18 protein-coding genes are annotated in these 20638 nt (G+C 68.7%); 12 read left to right on the top strand and 6 right to left on the bottom strand.

Going from position 1 to position 20638, the window contains the following annotated elements:
• Positions 1-48: 48 nt before the first annotated feature.
• On the top strand, positions 49-408 hold the full coding sequence (locus ACFYTS_RS13110; protein WP_387303704.1) for a YidH family protein: 360 nt from the start codon (positions 49-51) through the stop codon (positions 406-408).
• A gap of 25 nt (positions 409-433) precedes the next feature.
• A complete protein-coding gene (locus ACFYTS_RS13105) occupies positions 434-760 on the top strand; it encodes a DUF202 domain-containing protein (RefSeq protein WP_387303702.1) in 327 nt (108 codons plus the stop codon).
• 69 nt (positions 761-829) lie between these two features.
• On the opposite strand, the gene ACFYTS_RS13100 is transcribed toward ACFYTS_RS13105, so the two are convergent.
• A complete protein-coding gene (locus tag ACFYTS_RS13100) occupies positions 830-1423 on the bottom strand; it encodes a TetR/AcrR family transcriptional regulator (protein ID WP_357284090.1) in 594 nt (197 codons plus the stop codon).
• Between the two features lie 188 nt (positions 1424-1611).
• Here ACFYTS_RS13100 and ACFYTS_RS13095 point away from each other — a divergent pair, with 188 nt between their 5' ends.
• A complete protein-coding gene (locus ACFYTS_RS13095; protein ID WP_387303698.1) occupies positions 1612-3687 on the top strand; it encodes an alkyl/aryl-sulfatase in 2076 nt (691 codons plus the stop codon).
• 57 nt (positions 3688-3744) lie between these two features.
• Positions 3745-4818 carry an alpha/beta hydrolase gene (locus ACFYTS_RS13090; protein ID WP_387303696.1) on the top strand — a complete coding sequence of 358 codons (1074 nt, stop codon included), beginning with the start codon at positions 3745-3747 and terminating at the stop codon, positions 4816-4818.
• Here ACFYTS_RS13090 and ACFYTS_RS13085 read toward each other — a convergent pair whose 3' ends face one another.
• Both ACFYTS_RS13085 and ACFYTS_RS13080 read right to left on the bottom strand, forming a co-directional pair.
• A complete protein-coding gene (locus ACFYTS_RS13085; RefSeq protein ID WP_387303693.1) occupies positions 4819-5619 on the bottom strand; it encodes a DUF2127 domain-containing protein in 801 nt (266 codons plus the stop codon).
• A gap of 61 nt (positions 5620-5680) precedes the next feature.
• Entirely contained in the window at positions 5681-6817 is a 1137-nt protein-coding gene (locus ACFYTS_RS13080) for an XRE family transcriptional regulator (protein ID WP_387303691.1), read from the bottom strand.
• A 246-nt stretch (positions 6818-7063) separates the two neighbouring features.
• On the opposite strand from ACFYTS_RS13080, the gene ACFYTS_RS13075 reads away from it, so the two are divergent.
• Positions 7064-7369 carry a hypothetical protein gene (locus ACFYTS_RS13075; protein WP_357284077.1) on the top strand — a complete coding sequence of 102 codons (306 nt, stop codon included), beginning with the start codon at positions 7064-7066 and terminating at the stop codon, positions 7367-7369.
• Between the two features lie 133 nt (positions 7370-7502).
• Here the strand turns inward: ACFYTS_RS13075 and ACFYTS_RS13070 are convergent, their stop codons facing one another.
• A complete protein-coding gene (locus ACFYTS_RS13070) occupies positions 7503-8396 on the bottom strand; it encodes a PAC2 family protein (protein ID WP_357085358.1) in 894 nt (297 codons plus the stop codon).
• A 241-nt stretch (positions 8397-8637) separates the two neighbouring features.
• Between ACFYTS_RS13070 and metH the strand changes: the two genes are divergently transcribed.
• The 4 genes from metH to ACFYTS_RS13050 all read left to right on the top strand — a co-directional run bounded on the left by metH (position 8638) and on the right by ACFYTS_RS13050 (position 15181).
• Positions 8638-12216, top strand: coding sequence for a methionine synthase (metH, locus tag ACFYTS_RS13065; protein ID WP_357284075.1), 3579 nt, complete (start codon positions 8638-8640; stop codon positions 12214-12216).
• A 78-nt stretch (positions 12217-12294) separates the two neighbouring features.
• Positions 12295-13965, top strand: a complete 1671-nt coding sequence (locus tag ACFYTS_RS13060) for a serine/threonine-protein kinase (RefSeq protein WP_387303686.1) — start codon at positions 12295-12297, stop codon at positions 13963-13965.
• A gap of 102 nt (positions 13966-14067) precedes the next feature.
• Positions 14068-14757, top strand: a complete 690-nt coding sequence (locus ACFYTS_RS13055; protein WP_387303684.1) for an HAD family hydrolase — start codon at positions 14068-14070, stop codon at positions 14755-14757.
• A gap of 52 nt (positions 14758-14809) precedes the next feature.
• Positions 14810-15181, top strand: a complete 372-nt coding sequence (locus ACFYTS_RS13050) for an MmcQ/YjbR family DNA-binding protein (RefSeq protein WP_387303681.1) — start codon at positions 14810-14812, stop codon at positions 15179-15181.
• A 6-nt stretch (positions 15182-15187) separates the two neighbouring features.
• On the opposite strand, the gene ACFYTS_RS13045 is transcribed toward ACFYTS_RS13050, so the two are convergent.
• A complete protein-coding gene (locus ACFYTS_RS13045) occupies positions 15188-16411 on the bottom strand; it encodes an epoxide hydrolase family protein (RefSeq protein WP_387303679.1) in 1224 nt (407 codons plus the stop codon).
• Entirely contained in the window at positions 16344-17159 is an 816-nt protein-coding gene (locus ACFYTS_RS13040; RefSeq protein WP_387303677.1) for a toprim domain-containing protein, read from the bottom strand. The genes ACFYTS_RS13045 and ACFYTS_RS13040 overlap by 68 nt, the downstream gene beginning before the upstream one ends.
• Positions 17160-17436: 277 nt before the next feature.
• On the opposite strand from ACFYTS_RS13040, the gene ACFYTS_RS13035 reads away from it, so the two are divergent.
• The 3 genes from ACFYTS_RS13035 to ACFYTS_RS13025 all read left to right on the top strand — a co-directional run bounded on the left by ACFYTS_RS13035 (position 17437) and on the right by ACFYTS_RS13025 (position 20573).
• Positions 17437-18297 carry an arpA protein gene (locus ACFYTS_RS13035; protein ID WP_357284058.1) on the top strand — a complete coding sequence of 287 codons (861 nt, stop codon included), beginning with the start codon at positions 17437-17439 and terminating at the stop codon, positions 18295-18297.
• Between the two features lie 14 nt (positions 18298-18311).
• A complete protein-coding gene (locus ACFYTS_RS13030) occupies positions 18312-19142 on the top strand; it encodes a class I SAM-dependent methyltransferase (RefSeq protein ID WP_357284055.1) in 831 nt (276 codons plus the stop codon).
• A 63-nt stretch (positions 19143-19205) separates the two neighbouring features.
• Positions 19206-20573, top strand: coding sequence for an NAD(P)/FAD-dependent oxidoreductase (locus ACFYTS_RS13025; RefSeq protein WP_387303674.1), 1368 nt, complete (start codon positions 19206-19208; stop codon positions 20571-20573).
• Positions 20574-20638: the final 65 nt, after the last annotated feature.

The raw sequence follows: 20638 nt of genomic DNA, 5'->3' as shown, positions 1-20638 counted from the left end.
GGGCTCGCGGGCCGCGATCGCGACAGCGCTATCGGACAGGTGGTGAGGGTGGAAGACCAGGGTCAGCCGACGAATGAGGCCGAACAGCCGCTCGACTACCGCTTCACGCTCGCCAACGAACGCACCTACCTCGCGTGGATCCGCACCTCGCTCGGGCTGCTCGCCGCCGGCGTCGCGGTGCACACCCTGGTGCAGCCGTTCCACCACGCCGGAATCCGGCGCGCGCTCTCACTGAGCTGCATCGTGCTGGCGGTCACGCTCGCGGTCGGGGCGTACACGCACTGGCGGGACGTGCAGGCCCGCATGACCCGCGGCGACGTGCTGGGGAACACGCTGCTGGTCCCGATCCTGGCGGGCGGCATCGCCATCGTGTCGATTTTCGCGGCCGTCGCGACGGTGTGGACATGACCGGCACGGCATCGATGGTGCCGGCATGACCGAGGCGCCCACCCTCTACTCCGAGCGCACCGCGCTGGCGTGGCGGCGCACCGCCATCGCCGCCATGGGCACGTCGGCGCTGTTCGTGAATCACGCGGCGGCCAGCGGCTGGCATCCGGCCGCCATCGGGCCCGCGCTGGCCGCGGCCGGGCTGCTGTTCCTCGCGGGGATCAGCTTCGCGCGCAACAACTCCCTGCACCACGGGCATCGAGCGCACGGGCCGCGCGCCATCGCCATGGCCACGGCGGTGGTCCTGGCCGTGTGCGCGGTGGCGCTGTTCATCGCGTTCTTCGTCCCTGGCGCACCTCCCGCTACCACCTAGCGGGCGGGTTGGAGACGACTCAGGCGGGGCGGGAATCCGTTCGGCCGCCGCGTAATCCGGACGGTCGGTTCATTTCGCGGGCGTGAGCAGGGTGGTGAGAGCGCGGCGGACCGCCTCGGACGCGGACCGCGCCGAGAGCCCGCGGCGGTCGATCAGATGGTGGCGGTAGGGCCAGCCGACGGTGGCGTCGACCAGGTCGAGCAACTGCTCGCCGGAGTCGCCGGCCAGCTCCGGGGCGAAGCCGCGAGCCAGGGCCTCGCGAATCCGCTTGTCGGTCAGCCGCATCCGCTCGTCCACCGCGGGCGAGCGCAGCGATTCGACCAGGCCCAGCACCCGCGGCTCACGCTGCAGCCGGAAGATCGCCTCACCCTGGCGCACCACCGCCTCGATGCGCTTGTCCAGCGGCTGCGCCGGGTCGATCTCGGCGATGAGCGCCTCGACCTGTTCCGACTGCTGGTCCACCGCCGCGGTCAGCAGCGCGGTGCGCGACGGGAAGTGCACGAAGATGCTGCGTTCGGACACCCCGGCCCGTTCCGCGATATCGCGGGTGGTGGGGTCGAACTCGCCCTCGTGCACCGCCGACAGCAATCCCTCGATGATGGCCTTGCGGGTCTGCGGCGGATTGCGCCGCCGCCGCGGGCTGTCGCCTTTGCCCTCGCTCATGCCAGGAATCCGATCACATCGAGCCGGAACCCCGACGCGCAGGTCCCGGCGTATGGGTGAGGTCACACGGCCATGTTATTGCAGTAACGCTGCAATAGCGAGGTAGGCTGGGGTGGGGCCGGAGAGTTGGCGAATATTCAGCTAACGATCCTGCCACTCGCATCAGCCAGATGGAGACAGGAGCGCCGATGACCGACGACAACCGCACCGATCACGCGAACAACCCCGGACAGGGCCGATTCACGGTGTCGCGACGCGGAGTATTCGGGGTGGGCGCGGCAGCCCTCGCGGCGGTCGGGGTCGGCGCGGCCGTCAGCGGCTGCGACAGCAACGCCGACAACGGGTCCGCCGCGGAGCAGACCTCCAAGAATCCGGTCGACCCCAGCGGCCACATCACCGATCAGCAGGCGACGGTGAAGTCCTCGCTGCCGTTCTCCGACACCCAGGACTTCGCCGACACCGACAAGGGTTTCATCGCCAAGCTGGAACCCGATCAGGTCAAGGACGCCAAGGGCAATGTCATCTGGGACAACGACTCCTACGGTTTCCTGCAGGGCAGCTGTCCCAACTCGGTGCACCCGTCGCTGTGGCGGCAGTCGCAGCTGGTGGTGAAACAGGGCCTCTACGAAGTGGTTCCGGGCATCTACCAGATCCGCGGCCTGGACCTGTCGAACATGACGATCATCGAAGGCAGGACCGGCGTCGTCGTCATCGACCCGCTGATCTCCACCGAGACCGCCAAGGCGGGCATGGATCTGTACTTCGCCCAGCGCGGGCAGAAGCCGGTGACGGGCATGATCTACACCCACTCCCACGTCGACCACTTCGGTGGCGCGGCAGGCGTCATCACCGCCGAAGACGCTGCCTCGGGCCGCATTCCGGTGCTCGCACCGCAGGGCTTCACCGAACACGCGGTCGCCGAGAACATCTTCGCCGGCACCGCCATGGCGCGCCGCTCGGCCTACATGTACGGCGCCGCCCTGCCGCGCGGGGACAAGGGGCAGGTCGGCGCGGGCCTGGGCATGACCACCTCCACCGGCACGGTGAGCCTCATCCCGCCCAACCGCGACATCACCCGCACCGGGCAGGAGGAGACGATCGACGGGGTGCGCATGGTCTTCCAGATCACGCCCGGCACCGAGGCGCCCTCGGAGATGAACTTCTACTTCCCGGACTTCCGCGCCATGTGCATGGCCGAGAACGCCACCCACACCCTGCACAACCTGCTCACCCTGCGCGGCGCGCTGGTCCGCGACGCGCACGTCTGGTCGCAGTACCTGACCGAGACCATCACCATGTTCGCCGGCGTCTCCGATGTCGCGTTCGCCTCGCACCACTGGCCCACCTGGGGTTCGGACAAGCTCACCGAATGGCTGTCGCTGCAACGCGATACCTACGCCTACCTGCACGACCAGACCCTGCGCATGCTCAATCAGGGCTACACCGGCATCGAGATCGCCGAGCAGATCCAGATGCCGCCCGCCATCGAGCAGAAGTGGTACAACCACGGCTACTACGGGTCGGTCAGCCACGACGTGAAAGCCGTGTACCAGCGCTACATGGGCTGGTTCGACGGCAATCCCGCGCACCTGTGGGAGCATCCGCCCGTCGAGTCGGGCAAGCGGCACGTGGACGCCATGGGCGGCGCGAGCAGCGTGCTGAAAGTAGCCCGCAAGGCCTATTCCGACGGCGACTACCGCTGGTGCGTGCAGGTGCTCAACTACCTGATCTTCGCCGACCCGGACAACGAGAAGGCGAAGATGTTGCAGGCCAGCGCCTTCGAACAGCTCGGCTACGGTTCCGAGAACGGCACCTGGCGCAACTTCTTCCTCTCCGGCGCCTACGAGTTGCGCAACGGCAACTTCGGCACCCCGACGAAGGCCAACTCGGCGTCCATGATCAGCGCGCTGAGCGTGGACCAGGTCTTCGACGCGGCGGCCTTCCAGATCAACGGGCCCAAGGCGTGGGACCTGCACCTGGTCAACGACTGGGTGATCCCCGAGGAGAACAAGACCTACCGCACCGAACTGCGCAACGGCGTGCTCATCCACTACGTGGTGCCGCCGGACTTCAAGGGCCCGGCCGCCGACGCCACCTTCACCCTGCCGCGCCTCGAGCTCATCGCGGTGATGACGCGCGGCAAGGACTTCGTGAAGGAGGTCGCCTCCGGGGCGATCAAGGCCACCGGCGATCCGGCCAAGTTGAAGCAGCTCCAGGACGTGATGGACAAGCCCGACCCCAACTTCAACATCGTCACACCCTGATCGCGGGGTGGATATGGCAGAGTCCCTGTCACTTGTTCGACGAGAGTGGGAGTGGCTGTGCGGAATCGACTACGGAACGCGGTGGTCGTCGGGTGTCTGGCGATCGCCGCGGCCGTGCCGGGAACGGCGGGCGCGGAGCCCGATGCGGCCGGGGGCGCGCCCGATGCCGCCATCGCCGACACCGCGGCGCAGCTGACCGCCGCCACCACCGTCGACGCGTCGAAAGTGGTGAGCGCGGACATCGTCGACGACCGCAACCTGTCGCTCGAGGTGTACTCGGCGGCCATGGACAAGACGGTGCACCTGGACGTGCTGCGCCCCGGCGACACCTCGAAGCCGCGGCCCACCCTGTACCTGTTCAACGGCACCGACGCCGGCTACGGCGTGAAGAACTGGAAGACCCAGGTGCCGGAGGTCTTCGACTTCCTCGGCGCCAAGGACGTCAATGTCGTGGTCCCCACCGGCGGCCTCGCCAGCTACTACACCGACTGGCGCGCACTGGATCCGCAGCTGGGCCTCAACAAGTGGAAGACCTTCTTCACCGAGGAGCTGCCCCCGCTGATCGACGCGGGCCTGCGCACCAACGGCCGCAATGCCATTGCGGCGGTGTCGATGTCGGCGACCCCGGCGCTGAATCTCGCCCTCGCCAAGCCGGGCCTGTTCCGGGCCGCGGCCACCTACAGCGGCTGCGTGCAGACCAGTGACCCGATCGGCCAGGCGTTCGCGCGGATCGTCGTCGCCAGTGAGGGCGGCGACGCCGACAATATGTACGGCCCGTCCGACGACCCGATGTGGGCGGACAACGACCCCTACCTGCACGCCGAGCGGCTGCGCGGCATGGAGCTCTACCTGTCCGCGGGCAACGGCCTGCCCGGGCAGTACGACGTGGTCGACGGCAAGTACGTCATCTTTCCGGGCGCGCTCGGCTTCATGGTGCACATGATCTACGACGGCACCATCGAGGCCGCCACCGGTTACTGCACCCGCAATCTCGCCGCCAAGCTCACCGAACTCGGTATTCCGGCCACCGTGGACCTGCCGGCCAACGGCACCCACTCCTGGGGCGTGTTCCGCGACGAGCTGCTGAAGTCCTGGCCGGTGCTGGCCAAGGGATTGGACCTGCCCGTCTGATCAGGACTGGTGTGGGGCACCGTCCTTCGCGGCGAGCAGGTCGGATTCGGCTGCGACGGCGGCGCGTTCGACGGTCATCAGACTCTCGGAGTGGTGCTCGGCGTAGTACTTGGCCGCGCCGCCGTTCAGACCGAACAGGGACTTGCTCCACAGCAGCCAGATCACCGCTGCCAGGTTCACGACCAGCGCGGCCACCCGCAGGAAGGTGACCTTCTCGGTCAACTCGTACACCTCGAGCGGCAGGAACAGGCTGGTGGCCACCACCGCGAAGTACTCGCCCCAGCGCTTGACCAGCCACAGGCCCACGGCCTCGACGAGCTGGATGGTGGCGTAGGCGAACAGCGCGACCGCGATCCAGATCAGAATCGTCGGCGAGAGCGTGAACGCCGTGTCGATGCCCCGGATGATCTTGGAATGGTCGGGGTTGAAACCGATCTGGTCGGCCAGCTGGCGAATGAGCGGAAGATCCTTGTCCCAGCTGGCCTTCCAGTGCTCACGCGAACCGCGCAGCTTCAGCACGCCCGCGCCGAGCAGGATCAGCACCAGCGCGCGGCCGACCCGCTCGGCCGCCAGCAGCCGCATGATGATGCGGTCGCGCAGCAGATGCCCGCGCGGCACCTCCGGCGCGTCGTCGGCGGGACCGCTGCGGCGCGGCTCGCCCGGCACGAAATCGCCGCAGCGCAGACAGCGCCAGGATTCGCCCGCCGGGGTGGCGACGTGCAGTCGTGCCTTCAGCTCGGGCTCGGTCGGGGCGTAGGTCTCGTGCCCTCGGGCAGCGCAGGTCCAGAGACTGAAGTCCATGGGCTGGAGCGTACCCAGGCCCCGCGACAGCCGCCGTGGAACACGGCCGGGCCGCGCGCCTTCAGCCGGCGAGCGAGCGCAGCTGGTCGAGATAGGTTCTGGTGCGCGGATCTCCGGGGAAGCGCGCGACCATCTCCCGGGCCGCCTCGCCCGCGATCCACATGAGCGAGGGCAGCGAACGCCGCTTGCCCGCGAACGCGCGCATGCCTTCCTCCACCGCGAGCTCCAGATTGCGATCGCGCACCGCGACCACGGCCAGGGTCAGATGCGCCTCGGACACCCGCATGGGTTTGCGGATGCTGCCGTCGGGGCGGGTGGAGGTCGCGATCACCTGGCGGGCATAGGTTTCCGCGAGCCGGTCGTCCCCGGCGACCCGGCAGCAGTCCATGGCGTAGAAGTCGAACTTCTGCGGATCCACCACGAAGTGGTTGTCCAGATTGGTCGGGTGCTCGATCGCCTCGAGGATCGAACGGCCCTGGGTGAGTGCCTTTTCCACCTCGTGGCGGTCGCCCAGGCGGGCCCAGGCCTTGGCGCGCTGGGCGGCCAGCTGGACGCCCACGCCCAGGCGGCCGGTGGTGGCGTGCGCGGCCTCCGCGGCATCGATGGCGCCCCTGTAGTTGGCCTGGGTGAGGGCGAACCAGGCGGCCATTTCCGCTCCCCAGCCGATGATTTCGGCGTGGTCGGCCTCCTGGCCCAGGGACAGCGCCGCGCGGCGGGTGGCCTCGGCGGCGGTACGCCAGCCCAGGTCGTAGTCGACGCAGCCGACCAGCAGGGCGACCCATCCGGCCAGCACCAGCACCTCGCGATGTTGGGCCAGTGTGAGTCTGCCGTCCAGCAGCGAGGTGATGCGGCGCAGCCAGGCGGTGCCCTCGGCATGCAGTTCGTGCGGATCGGCGCACGGGTAGTCCGAGCAGAGCCGGTCGGCGGTGATGCGGATGGCGTCCAGCGTGGAAGCCGACACATCGGACATTCGTAGTCGCCCAATGAATTCGAGGGTGTCCAGTCCGGTTGCCGAGAGCATCTCGTCGTCCCGATTGGGCCGGGTCTTGGGGAAGAACGCCGCCGTCACAGTGTCGAAAGACGCGGCGATGATCGGGGCGTAGAAATCGTCGGGCCGCGATTCCCCGGATTCCCAACGCCGCCAGTTACGTAACAGTGTGCTGTCGGTGGGGAGATTGTGGCTCGACTTGGCACGCATCGCGCGCACCGCGTCGGCTTGTGACCACCCCCGAGCATCACGTTCGGCACGTATTCGGACAGCCCAGACAGGTCGATCGTCACCGGCGGACACGAGTTGTAGTATCTCACCAGTTAACGTCGGATGGACCCGGATAGGGCATCTGGATGTCAGTGGGTTGACATCTGCAATTGCATTCGCAAAAACGTCAAACTGTTTACCAGGGCACACGTCAGGACAGCGATCCCCAATCCAACGGAGGTTCGGGTGGAAGCGTTGATCTATGGGTACGTGCGTGACGATTTGGCCGACGGCCGCAGCGACGAGCTGGAGAACGCCATGTGCGGGCTCGCTCAGTCCGCGGGCCTCTGCTTCGCCGCCACCTTCCATGAATCGACCGCCGGCGATGGCACCGCGTTCGCGGAGCTGACCGCCGAACTCAAGCGCGCCGACGCGCACCACGTGGTGGTGCCGTCGCTCGAACACCTTGCGGGCCAGACCATTCCGCGCGACCTGCTGATCGCGAAACTGGCTCACGAGGCTTCCGCTCAGGTCTGGACCGTCGAGCACTAGCTCGACACGCGCCCGAAACGCCGCCGCACCCGCGTCGAGAACGCGGGTGCGGCAATGATTTTCGAGCTAATTCGGGACATTCACCTCGAAGCGGACCATTCAGCCTGAAACGGGCACGGTGGGATGCAGGGGGTCAGAGGCCGAAGCCACCCCGACCACGACGGCGCAGGTACTTCTCGAACTCGGCGGCGATGGCATCGCCGTCGATCTTGGCCATGGCGTCGTTGATGTCGACCTCGGCGTCGCCGCGTTCCTCGAGCGAGCGCACGTACTCCGCGATCTCCTCGTCGCCCGCGGTCATCTCGTTGACCGCGACCTCCCACTCCTCGGACTGCTCGGGCAGCGCGCCCAGCGGCACCTCCACATCGAGCACGTCCTCGACCCGGTGCAGCAGGGCGATGATGGCCTTGGGGTTGGGCGGCTGCGACACATAGTGCGGCACCGCGGCCCAGAAGGAGATGGCCGGCACACCCGCGCGCACGCACGCGTCCTGCAGCACCCCGGTGATACCGGTCGGTCCCTCGTAGCGGGTCTGCTCGAGGTTGAAGCGCTCCGCGGCTTCCTTGTTATAGGCGGTACCCGTGACGGGAACCGGGCGCGTGTGCGGGGTATCGGCCAGTAACGCGCCGAGGATCACCACCGTGGACACCCCGAGCTGTTCGACGAACTCGAGAATGTCATTGCAGAAGCTGCGCCACCGCATATTCGGTTCCACCCCGCGCAGCAACACCACGTCCCGGTCGCTGCCGGGGGGAGAGCAGACCGAGAGCATGGCCGAGGGCCAGACGATCTCGCGCGTCACACCGTCGACCTGGCGCACGGTCGGGCGGTTGACCTGATAGTCGTAGTAGTCCTCGGAATCGAGCTCGGCCAGCGGCTGGGAGTCCCAGATCAGTTCCAGATGTTCGACCGCGCCACTGGCGGCGTCGGCGGCATCGTTCCAGCCTTCGAAGGCGGCCACGAGCACCGGATCCCGCAGCGTGGGCAGGTCCGATTCGGGTGGCACCGGGGATTCACTGGCGTTCACCCGGTCAGCCTACGGTGTACGCAACCCCCGTGTGCATGCGACGCGCAATCGCACAATGAGCGCCGTGTGCATGATCGCCCGGTGGTTCGCGGCCCGTCTCGTTCTGGACTGAGTGGAGCGGGGGAGCGAAGCGGAGGAGCGGAGGGAGGGAAGAACGAGACCTCCAGGGCCGCGAACCCGCCGGAGCGGAGCGGAGGCAGTCAAATTCAGCTTGTCGCTGCTTCCCACTACTCTTGAGTACATGTCTGTACGCAGCCGCGCCGAATTCGACACCACCTTCTTGGACACGCTCAGACGGCGTGTCGTTATCGGGGACGGTGCGATGGGCACGATGCTACAGGCCGCGGATCTCACCCTCGACGATTTCCGCGGCCTCGAGGGTTGCAACGAGATTCTCAATGAAACCCGCCCCGACGTGCTGCGACACATCCACCGCGCCTACTTCGAGGCCGGCGCCGACGCCGTCGAGACGAACACCTTCGGCTGCAATCTGCCCAACCTCGCCGACTACGATATCGCCGACCGGATCCGCGATCTGTCCGAGCGCGGCACCCGCCTGGCCCGCGAGGTCGCCGACGAGATGGGCCGCTCCGCCGACGGCACCCCGCGCTACGTGCTGGGCTCGATGGGCCCGGGCACCAAGCTGCCCACCCTGGGTCACGCGCCCTACGTCTCGCTGCGCGACGCCTACACCGAGGCCGCGCTCGGCATGCTCGACGGCGGCGCCGACGCCATCCTCATCGAGACCTGCCAGGACTTGCTGCAGGTCAAGGCCGCGGTCACCGGCAGCCACAACGCCATGCTGAAGGCGGGCCGCCGGATCCCGATCATCACCCACGTCACCATGGAGACCACCGGCACCATGCTGGTCGGCTCCGAGATCGGCGCCGCGCTGACCGCGCTGGAGACGCTCGGCATCGACATGATCGGGCTGAACTGCGCCACCGGCCCGGACGAGATGAGCGAGCACCTGCGCCATCTGTCCAAGCACGCGCAACTGCCGGTGTCGGTGATGCCGAACGCCGGTCTGCCGGTGCTGGGCGCCAAGGGCGCGGAGTACCCGCTGACCGCGGAGGAGCTGGCCGTCTCCATGAGCCAGTTCGTGTCCGAGTTCGGGCTGTCGCTGGTGGGCGGCTGCTGCGGCACCACCCCCGAGCACATCCGTCAGGTCGCCGAGGCGGTGCGCGAGACCGAGCAGGGCAAGCGCAATCCGGTGCACGAGCCGAGCGTGTCCTCGATCTACTCCTCGGTCCCGTTCGAGCAGGACGCCTCGATCCTGATGATCGGTGAGCGCACCAATGCCAACGGCTCCAAGGCTTTCCGTGACGCCATGCTGGCCGGCGACTGGCAGAAGTGCCTCGACATCGCCAAGGACCAGACCCGCGACGGCGCGCACATGCTCGACCTGTGCGTCGACTACGTGGGCCGCGACGGCACCGCCGACATGACCGAGCTGGCCTCGCGCCTGGCCACGGCGTCGACGCTGCCGATCATGCTGGACTCCACCGAAACCCCGGTGCTGAAGGCCGGTCTGGAGCACCTGGGTGGGCGCTGCGCCATCAACTCGGTCAACTACGAGGACGGCGCGGGCCCGGATTCGCGGTTCCAGCAGACCATGGCGCTGGTCGCCGAGCACGGCGCGGCCGTGGTCGCGCTGACCATCGACGAGGAGGGCCAGGCTCGCACCGCCGAGCACAAGGTGGCCATCGCCGAGCGGCTGATCGCCGACATCACCGGCAACTGGGGGCTCGAAGAGTCCGACATCATCATCGACACGCTGACCTTCACCCTGGGCACCGGCCAGGAGGAGTCGCGCCGCGACGGCATCGAAACCATCGAGGCCATCCGCGAACTCAAGAAGCGGCACCCGGAAGTGCAGACCACACTGGGACTTTCGAACATCTCCTTCGGCCTGAACCCGGCCGCGCGGCAGGTGCTGAACTCGGTGTTCATGCACGAGTGCGTCGAGGCCGGTCTGGATTCGGCGATCGTGCACGCCTCCAAGATCCTGCCGATGGCGCGGATTCCCGAGGAGCAGCGCCAGACCGCGCTCGATCTGGTCTACGACCGCCGCACCGCCGACTACGACCCGCTGCAGAAGCTGATGGCGCTGTTCGAAGGCGTCTCGACCGCCTCCTCCAAGGCGTCGCGCGCCGAGGAGTTGGCGGCGCTGCCGCTGTTCGAACGGCTCGCGCGGCGCATCGTCGACGGTGAGAAGGCCGGGATGGAAGCCGATCTCGACGAGGCCATGCAGCAGGTGCCGCCGCTGCAGATCATCAACGAGACGCTGCTGTCGGGCATGAAGACCGTCGGTGAGCTGTTCGGTTCGGGCCAGATGCAGCTGCCGTTCGTGCTGCAGTCGGCGGAGACCATGAAGACCGCGGTCGCCTACCTGGAACCGCACATGGAGGCCACCGACGATTCGGGCAAGGGCCGCATCGTGCTGGCCACCGTCAAGGGCGACGTGCACGACATCGGCAAGAACCTGGTCGACATCATCCTGTCCAACAATGGCTACGAGGTCGTCAATCTCGGTATCAAGCAGCCGATCTCGACCATCCTCGACGCCGCCGTGGACAAGAAGGCCGATGTGATCGGCATGTCCGGGCTGCTGGTGAAGTCCACCGTGGTGATGAAGGAGAACCTCGAGGAGCTCAACTCGCGCGGGGTCGCCGAACAGTTCCCGGTGCTTCTCGGCGGTGCGGCGCTGACCCGCGCCTACGTGGAGAACGATCTCACCGAGGTCTACGCCGGCGACGTGCACTACGCGCGTGACGCCTTCGAGGGCCTGCACCTGATGGACGAGATCATGACTCGTAAGCGGGGCGGCGGGCTGGATCCGAACTCGCCCGAGGCCATCGCCGAACGGGAGAAGGCCGCTGAACGCAAGGCGCGCCACGAGCGTTCCAAGCGCATCGCCGCCGAACGCAAGGCCGCCGAGGCGCCGGTCGTGGTGCCCGAGCGCTCCGATGTGGCCGCGGACCTGCCGGTGCCGACGCCGCCGTTCTGGGGCTCGCGCATCATCAAGGGTCTGTCTCTGAGCGAGTACTCCGGGCTGCTCGACGAGCGGGCGCTGTTCCTGGGGCAGTGGGGCCTGCGCGGGCAGCGCGGCGTCGAGGGGCAGTCCTACGAGGACCTGGTCGAGACCGAAGGCCGTCCGCGCCTGCGGTATTGGCTGGACCGGCTGATCGCCGAGGGTGTGCTGCAGCACGCCGCGGTGGTGTACGGGTACTTCCCGGCGGTGTCCGAGGGCGACGATGTGATTGTTCTCACCGAGCCGAAACCCGATGCGCCGGAACGCTTCCGCTTCACATTCCCGCGTCAGCAGCGCGACCGGTTCCTCTGCATCGCCGACTTCATCCGCTCGCGTGAGCGCGCGCTGGAGACCGGTCAGGTGGATGTGATGCCGTTCCAGCTGGTCACCATGGGCCAGCCCATCGCGGATTTCGCCAACGTCCTGTTCAAAGAGGACAACTACCGCGACTACCTCGAGGTGCACGGCATCGGCGTGCAGCTCACCGAGGCGCTCGCGGAGTTTTGGCACCGCCGCATCCGGGAAGAACTGACTCTGGACGGACATTCCGTCGCCGACGAGGACCCCGCCGATGTGCTCGACTACTTCAAACTCGGCTACCGTGGCGCACGGTACTCGTTCGGTTACGGGGCCTGCCCGGACCTGGAGGATCGGGCCAAGCTCGTGGAGTTGTTGGACGCCAACCGAATCGGCGTGATTCTCTCCGAGGAGCTGCAGCTGCATCCGGAACAGTCGACCGACGCGTTCGTGCTGCTGCACCCGGAAGCCAAGTACTTCAACGCTTAATATCTTCACCAGGTTTCGGGCTTTCGCGCAGGGTGGCAGGGCGCCCGGCGCGAAAGCCAGCAGGAGGGGTACAACCACATGAGCTCAGACCGGCTGATTGCGGGGCGGTACCGGCTGACGGAACCGATCGGCACCGGTGCGATGGGGGTCGTGTGGCGCGCGACCGATGTGCGGCTGCGACGCACCGTCGCGGTCAAGCAGCTGCTGCTGACGCCGGGCCTGACCCGGTCGCAGGCCGTGGAGGCCAGGATGCGGGCGATGCGTGAGGGACGCATCGCCGCGCGCCTGCACCATCCCAATGCCGTCACCGTGTTCGACGTGGCCGAGGAGGACGGCCAGCCCTGGCTGGTCATGGAGTACGTGAACGCGGTCAGTCTGGCCGCGCTCATGCGGGAGAAGGGGCAGCTGCCGCCGGTCGAGGTGGCGCGGATCGGCGCCAAGGTCGCCGAGGCGCTGGCCGCGGCCCACAAGGCCGGCATCGTGCACCGCGATGTGAAGCCCGCCAATATCCTTGTCGCCGACGACGGGACGGTGAAGATCACCGACTTCGGCATCTCCCGGGCCACCGGCGACGTGACCGTCACCTCCACGGGGTTCCTGGCGGGCACTCCCGCCTACCTCTCGCCCGAGGTGGCGCGCGGAGAGAACCCGGAACCGACCTCCGACGTCTTCGCTCTGGGCTCGACGCTGTACGCGGCCGTGGAAGGCAAGCCGCCCTTCGGGGAGGGCGACAACCCGCTGGCCGTACTGCATTCGGTGGCGCGCGCACAGGTGCCGCGGCCCGCGCACGCCGCGACCCTCGCGCCGGTGCTGATGGATCTGCTCGCCGCCGAGGGGGCGGACCGGCCCACCATGGAACAGGCCGCCGAACGTCTGCACGCGGTCGCCGAGGGGCGGGCTCCGGCGGTTGCGGTCCAGCCGACCAAGGTGCTGCCGCCGGTGAATGCCGTTGCCGCCGTGGATGCTTCGGCGGCCACGACCGTGCTGCCGGGGTCGCGGACGGGTGCGCCGAGCAATGGGGCCGACCCCACCATGCACGTCGACATGTCGACCGGCGGGCGTGGCACCGTGCCGTCGCCGGGAATCGGCTCGGGTGTGCGAACCGGTGGCGGGGAACGCAATCCGCGTCAGCTGGTGCTGGTGGCGGCCGGCGTCGTCGGCGCGATCGTGCTGGCCGTCGTGATCGCCCTGGCGGTCAACGGCAACGGCGGTGGCGGCGGCACGCCGCAGGCGGACCAGGGCGGTTCGGCCCCGGCGTCGATCCCGGCCACCTCGCCGGAGAACCTGGGCCCGGCCGACGGCGGGCAGCAGCCCACGCGCAACAGCGGCGCGGGCGCGGCCACCCAGGCCCCGACCCCCACGCCCGCCCCGTCCTCGTCGGCGGGCGCGAGTTCCTCGGCGCATCCGACGACGACCCCGCCCACCACGACTCCGGCCGGTCCGCCGTCCGCCGCCTCGGTCGCCTCGTTCATCCAGGGCTACTACGGCATGCTGCCCGGCAATGTCGGCGGCGCGTGGGCGATGCTGTCGCCCGGCTATCAGGCGTCGACCGGCGGCTACAACAGTTACGCGCAGTTCTGGGGCGGTATTCGGTCGGTGAGCGTGGGCGCGGTGACGCCGCAGGGCGACAATCGCGCGGTGGTCGCGCTCACCTATGTGTCCAAGTCCGGGCAGGTGTCCTCCGAGAATCGCTGGATCCAGACCGACTCCTCGGGCGGGCGTCTGATGATCGCGGCGTCGGGCCTGTAGACCGCGAGCCCGGGGCCGGTGTTCGCGCCCCGATAGGCTGGACCGGCTCCGCGCGCGGCGGGGCCGGTGCGCCGCGTTCCGCGGTCGCTCCTGGATGAGGGTGTGCGGAAGGAGCTCGAGTCGGTGGCGCGGTTGGACGCGGTGTTGTGGGATATGGACGGGACGCTGCTGGACTCGGAGAAGCTCTGGGACATGGCACTGCGGGAGCTGGCGGGGGAGTACGGGCGCGAGCTGACCGACGCGGTGCGGCACGCGCTGATCGGGGCTTCCGGTCCGAACGCGTATCGCATCTTGTTCGAGGGCCTCGACATCGAGCACACCCCCGAGGCGGTCGAGCGGGCCTCGGAGTGGATGGAAGCGCGGGTGACCGAGCTGTTCCAGGGGCCGGTCCCGTGGCGGCCGGGCGCGCGGGAAGCACTCGATCTGCTGCGGTCGGCCGGGGTGCCGATGGCGCTGGTGACCAATACCAAGCGGTCGCTGGCCGAGTACGGGCTCGACACCATCGGGCGTGAGTATTTCGGGGCCACCGTGTGCGCCGACGAGGTACCGCAGGGCAAACCCGCGCCGGACGTGTACCTGCGGGCCGCGCGACTGCTCGGTGTCGTACCGGAATTCACCGTGGCCGTCGAGGATTCGCCGACCGGCTCGATCGCGGCGCAGGAAGCCGGATGCGCGCTGCTGGTCGTGCCGTGCGAGGTCCCGGTGCCGGACGCGCCCGGACGCACCTTCCGCGACAGTCTGGTCGGGCTCGAACTCGCGCACCTGCACGACCTCGTGCGCGCGAATTCCTGACCCGTTCCCATTCGTCCAAGGCGGGCCGGTCCGGGTCGCCTACCCTGCGGGTATGGACAGGGTGCTGGAATCGCTGCGCGGCGTGTGCGCCGGGCTGCCCGAGGTGAGTGAACGCGTCAGCCACGGCGAGCCCGCGTGGTTCGCGGGCGGGAAGAAGATGTTCGTCATGTTCGCCGACCACCACCACGACGAACGGGTCGGATTCTGGTGCGCGGCACCGGCCGGGGTACAGGCCGAACTGGTGTCGGCCGAGCCCGGGCGGTTCTACCGGCCTCCGTATGTGGGGCATCGCGGCTGGCTCGGGGTGTACCTGGATGTGGACGTGGACTGGGACGAGATCACCGAGATCGTCGAGGACGCCTACCGGACGGTGGCGGCGAAACGCCTGATCGCGGAACTGGATCGGCGCATCGCCGCCACCTGACCGGGCTCAGTGCAGGGGGCCGAAGAAGCCCTGGAGATCGGTGGCCAGGCCGGCCGGGTCCTCCATGGCCGGGAAGTGCAGGCCGCGTTCGAATTCCGACCAGTGGGCATCGGCCGGCGCCGGGACGACCCGGCGCACGGTCTCGTCCGCGCCGAAGATCGCGAAACCCTGCGGCACCGCGGGCGGCGCACCCCACTCCGAGGAATGCGCCTGCTCGTAGAGCGTGTGCGCGGCCGAGACGCCCGACCCGGTGAACCAGTACAGGCTGATCGTGGTCAGCAGCTGATCGCGGTCGACCGGCAGATCGGTCCACGCCTCGAACTTCTCGGCGATCCAGGCCAATTGCAGCAGTGGCGAATCGACCAGGCCGTACCCGATGGTCTGTGGTCGGGAGTTCTGGATCGCCAGATAGCCCGAGCCCTCCCGGCGGAAGGCGTCCATCCGGTCCAGGATCACCTTGTCCACCGGATCGTTCGGATCCAGGCCCTCGGCCATGCCCGGCAGGAAGGTGGCGACATTCGCGGCGGTGAGCGGATCGGTGACCACGTGCACGCCGGTCACATGCTCGCCGTCCAGCGCCGCGACCAGACCCGAGACCCCGCTGCCGACATCGCCGCCGTGCACGCCGTAGCGGTCGTAACCCAGGCGGGCCATCAGCTCGATCCAGGCGCGGGCGGTTCGCGCCATGGTCCAGCCGGTTCCCGACAGCGGAGTCGACAGGGCGTATCCGGGCAGGGAGGGCGCGATCACGTGGAAGGCCGGGCCCTCGTCCGGATCGGTGAGCAGGCCGATCAGGCCCACGAATTCGGCGACCGAGCTCGGGAATCCGTGGGTGATCAGCAGTGGCCGTGCGTCCGGTCGCGTCGAGCGGACATGCAGGAAGTGGATGATCTGGCCGTCGATCTCGGTGGCGAACTGAGGGAAGGCGTTGAGCTTCGCTTCCTGTGCCCGCCAATCGAATTCGGTGCGCCAATACCGGGCGAGCTCGCGGAGTCGGGCCTCGGGGATGCCACGCTCCCAGCCGGTGCCTGGCAGCTGGGCGGCCCAGCGAGCCTGGGCCTCCTGGACGCCGACTTCGACATCGTCGACTCCCCGGAACTGGTCACCGCCCTGCGCACCCTCATCACACGCTACCAGCGCGCCGTCACCACTGCCGGCTGACTCACCCCCCGCGAAAATGCGCGTCCAGCACCGGAACCGGATCCAACTCCGACACCAGATGCCCCGCATTGCAGTGATCGGTCAGATCCTTCCCGTCCCGCGCCTGCACCACCCGCACCTGGGCCACCGCATCGACCAGCGACTCCGCCACGTGCGCCGCGTGCCGATACCCCGGTGCGTCCCGATCCGCCACCACCCACACCCGCCGCGCGCCCCGCAGCCACTCCGCGTGCTCCCGATACCACCCGCTGGCACCCCCGGCATTGCAGGTGGCGGTCAACCCGGCCCGTGTCGCCGTCAGCACATCCGCCTCGCCCTCGCACACGAAGATGTCGCGCCCCTCCGCCACCGCCTCGATCACCTCCGGCAGATGGAACGGAACCCGCGCGAAACCCCCGGATTCCCAGCCGTTCTCGGTCAGCCGCCGCTGATAGAACGACTTCACATATCCCTGCCGATGCAACGTCCGCACCCGCACCACACACCCGGCAACGCCCCCGTCCGGCCACCGGTACACGTACGCCGCCATTCGGCGCGGCCTCCCGATCCGCGGCCCGACATCCTTCCGATGCACCGAAAGCGCCAGCCCCGCCGCGAGAATCGCCCGATCCGCCACCGCTGGTTCCCGCGCGCTCCGCCGGTGTCCCGTCCTCGGCTCCGGGGGCGCGTCGAACAGATCCCGCACCCGCAATCCGACGCGCTCCAACACCTCCACATCCGAGCATCCGGCGAAGCATCGCACCACGGTCCGCTGCCGCGACGGGTTGTAGACCACTCCCAGCGAGGCCCGATGCCGTCGCCCATCCGCCTCGTGCACCGGACACAGATAGGTCGTCCACTCGGTCCCGCGCCTCCCCGGCCCGGACACGCGATTCAGTGCCCGGTTGACGGTCTCCCACGATCCGTGACTGCCCATCCGACCGGTCCTCTCACTACCGGTGTACTCCTCTGAACGCGGTTGTCAAACGGGCGTGCGACACGTTGCTCCGCGGTGCCAATACCACATCAAAACTGGTGGGGCGCAGGAAAAGTGGCAATTCACAATCGGGGAGCTTTTCGGGCGTGTCGGGCGGTCGGTTCGCGAGAATGGGCCCATGGTTGCGGTTGGGCAGGGGAGCGTTCCGGGGGTCGATGTCGGGCGGTATCCACTGGATTCGCCGGGGAGTGACGGGTGGCTGCGGGCGGTGGAGGGGGCGCGGACCGAGCTGGCGGCGGGGGGATGTTGCGTCCTGCGGGGGTTCATCCGGCCCGAGCTGGTGGAGACGCTGCGGAGCGAGGGCGAGGAGCTGGCTCCGCGGGCGCACTACACCGTCGAGAACGTCAACGCGTACAACATTCCCTTCGACGCGGGGCTGCCCACCGATCATCCGGGGCGGATCGTGCTGCAGCGTGGAAACGCTTTCGTCGCACGGGATCTCATTCCGCGTGCGGCGCTGATCCACCGGCTCTACATCGACACCCGGTTCCAGCGGTTCGTGGCCGACTGCTTCGGGCTCGCCGAACTGCACGAGTACAGCGATCCGCTGGCCGGACTGTGCCTCAATGTGGTCACGCCGGGGCAGTCGCATCCCTGGCACTTCGACACCAACGAATTCACCGTCAGCATGCTCACCCAGGAGCCGGAAGACGGTGGGGTGTTCGAGTATTGCCCGGGGATCCGGTCGCGGGAGGCGGAGAACTTCGCCGACGTGCGCGCCGTGCTCACCGGCGACGGGGAACGGTTCATCCGCCGGCTGGCCCTGCGGCCCGGAGACCTGCAGTTGTTCCAGGGAAGGTTCTCGTTGCACCGGGTCGCACCGGTACACGGTGCGGTGCAACGGCATTCGGCGATCTTCGCCTACAGCGACAGTCCGGGACTGATCGGCACCGCCGAGCGGACCCGGCAGCTGTTCGGGCGGGTGACGCCGGATCATCTGGCGGTCGGCGAGATCCGCGGCGACCGATTGCTCGACTGAGAGGGGACCAGCGCGTGCCGGTTTCGTTGCACAGTTCCACCGGAAAAGCCTCCTTCGACGACATCTACGATCGGCCCGATCCCCGCCAGTACTACGCCCGCATGGCCGAATTGGACTACCAGATACCGGAATTGGCGAAGCCGCACTTCCAGAAACTGCTCGACGAATACCGGTCCGCCACCGGCATCGCCGCCCCCGCGGTCCTCGACCTCGGCTGCTCCTACGGCGTCAACGCGGCCCTGCTGCGCCTCGACACCACCATGACCGAACTGTCCGGGCACTACCGCGGCCGCGACGGTGACGACACCGCCGCCCTGCTCGACCGCGACCGCGCCCTGCTGCGCTCCGGCGACCGGCTGCCCGGAGTCCGCTTCATCGGCATGGACGCCTCCCGCCCCGCCCTCGACTACGGCCACGCCGCGGGCTTCCTCGACGAAGTCGTGCACGCCGACCTGGAATCGGCCGAACCCACCGAAGACCAGCGGCAGACGCTGGCCGGGGCCGACCTGATCATCTCCACCGGCTGCGTCGGCTACATCACCGAACACACCCTGCTGCGGGTGGCCCGCGCACACGGCGGGAAGCTCCCGTGGATGGCGCATTTCGTGCTCCGCATGTTCGCCTTCGACCCCATCGCGGTGCACCTGGAGACCCTCGGCTACCACACCGAACGCGCTCCGGGCGTGTACCGGCAGCGCCGCTTCGCCTCCCCGGACGAACAGGCGCGGGTGCTGAACGCCCTGGCGGGCAAGGGAATCGACACCACCGACGCCGAATCCGACGGCTGGCTCTACGCCCAGCTGTACCTGTCGCGCCCGAAACCCGGTACCGAGCGCGAACACTGATTCCGCGGACCCGGAAATCGCCGGATTCACGTCGAATCGGGCGGTACGAGCTACGGTGAAGTCGTGGCACCAGCGAAGATCGTGATCATCGGCGGTGGATTCGCGGGCGTGGAATGCGCCCGCTATCTGGAGCGATGCCTCCGCCCCGAGGAGGCGTTCATCCAACTCGTATCCCCGGACGCCGGACTGCTGTATCTGCCGCTGCTGCCGCAGGTCGCCTCCGGCACCCTCAACCCGCGCTCGGTGTCGGTGCCGCTGCGCCGGCTGCTGCGCCGCACCGAGGTGGTGCCCGGCATGGCCGTCGGCGTGGAGCCCGGCACCCGGCGGGTGGTGGTGCGCCGCACCCGCACCTCCGGCCGCGAAACCGCCCTCGAATACGACCAGCTCGTCCTGGCGCCCGGCTCCATCACCCGCATCATGGACGTTCCGGGCTTGCAGGAGCACGGATTCGGCATGAAGACCCTGGCCGAGGCCATGTACCTGCGCGACCACGTGCTGCGGCAGCTGGATATCGCCGCCGTGCGCGGCGGCCTCGACGAGGACCAGGAACGACTGAACTTCGTCACCATCGGCGCGGGCTACGCCGGAACCGAGACCGCCGCCGTCCTCAACAAGGTCTGCCGCGCCGCCGCCGGACGGTTCTTCCCCGAGGTCGAGTCCGGCATGGTGCGCTGGCACCTGGTCACCCGCGGCGACCGCATCATGCCCGAACTCGGCGACAAGCTCGGTGCCGAGGCGAAAAGGATTCTGGCCGAACGCGGCATCGAACTCATCACCGGCGCCTCCGCCGCGGAGGTCACCGCCAACGGCGTGAAACTCACCAACGGTCGATTCATCCCGTCCCGCACGGTGTTGTGGACCGCCGGGGTCGCCCCCAGCCCCCTGGCGGCGCATCTGGGCGCGGAAACCGACAAGGGGCGCATCATCGCCCAGGCCGACCTGTCGGTCCCGGGCCTGCCGGGGGTGTGGGCGATGGGCGACGCGGCCGCGGTCCCCGACACCGCCGAAGGCGACGGCCAGGTCTGCGCGCCCACCGCGCAGCACGCCATGCGCCAAGGACGGCACCTGGGCAAGAACCTGGTCGCGACGCTGCGCGGCGAAACGCCCGCGCCCTACCGGCATCCGGACCTGGGCATGGTGGTCGACCTGGGCGGGCGTGACGCGCTGGCCCGGCCGCTCGGCGTCGGATTGCGGGGCGTGCCGGCGCAATTCGTGGCTCGCGGCTACCATCTCATGGCGCTGCGCACCATCGTCGCCCGCGCCCGGGTGGCCTTCGACTGGGCCGTGCACGGCCTGGCCGGTGACGACTTCCTGCGCATCGGGTACGCCGACCACAAGGTCCATACCATCGGCGGCTTCGAACAATCCGGCTGCTACTTGCCCGCCGACGAGGTGCCGCGGGTGGTGAAGGAACTCGGCGACCCGGAGTGAACAAACCGGTCGGTTCGGAATAAACCGGATAGCCGCATGAAAACTGTTGTCGCGCAGTAAAACCA

Origin of the sequence: Nocardia sp. NPDC004151, assembly GCF_042874235.1 — a bacterium.
Taxonomy (GTDB): Bacteria; Actinomycetota; Actinomycetes; order Mycobacteriales; family Mycobacteriaceae; genus Nocardia.
The sequence above is the reverse complement of the archived record's forward strand: the minus strand, read 5'-3'. Positions and strand labels throughout refer to the sequence as shown.

Coding starts and splice junctions, on each gene's coding strand:
- ACFYTS_RS13105 (WP_387303702.1), top strand. CDS start 434: ATGACCGAGGCGCCCACCCTCTACTCCGAGCGCACCGCGCTGGCGTGG.
- ACFYTS_RS13100 (WP_357284090.1), bottom strand. CDS start 1,423: ATGAGCGAGGGCAAAGGCGACAGCCCGCGGCGGCGGCGCAATCCGCCG.
- ACFYTS_RS13095 (WP_387303698.1), top strand. CDS start 1,612: ATGACCGACGACAACCGCACCGATCACGCGAACAACCCCGGACAGGGC.
- ACFYTS_RS13085 (WP_387303693.1), bottom strand. CDS start 5,619: ATGGACTTCAGTCTCTGGACCTGCGCTGCCCGAGGGCACGAGACCTAC.
- ACFYTS_RS13080 (WP_387303691.1), bottom strand. CDS start 6,817: ATGCGTGCCAAGTCGAGCCACAATCTCCCCACCGACAGCACACTGTTA.
- metH (WP_357284075.1), top strand. CDS start 8,638: ATGTCTGTACGCAGCCGCGCCGAATTCGACACCACCTTCTTGGACACG.
- ACFYTS_RS13060 (WP_387303686.1), top strand. CDS start 12,295: ATGAGCTCAGACCGGCTGATTGCGGGGCGGTACCGGCTGACGGAACCG.
- ACFYTS_RS13050 (WP_387303681.1), top strand. CDS start 14,810: ATGGACAGGGTGCTGGAATCGCTGCGCGGCGTGTGCGCCGGGCTGCCC.
- ACFYTS_RS13045 (WP_387303679.1), bottom strand. CDS start 16,411: ATGCGGGGCATCTGGTGTCGGAGTTGGATCCGGTTCCGGTGCTGGACG.
- ACFYTS_RS13035 (WP_357284058.1), top strand. CDS start 17,437: ATGGTTGCGGTTGGGCAGGGGAGCGTTCCGGGGGTCGATGTCGGGCGG.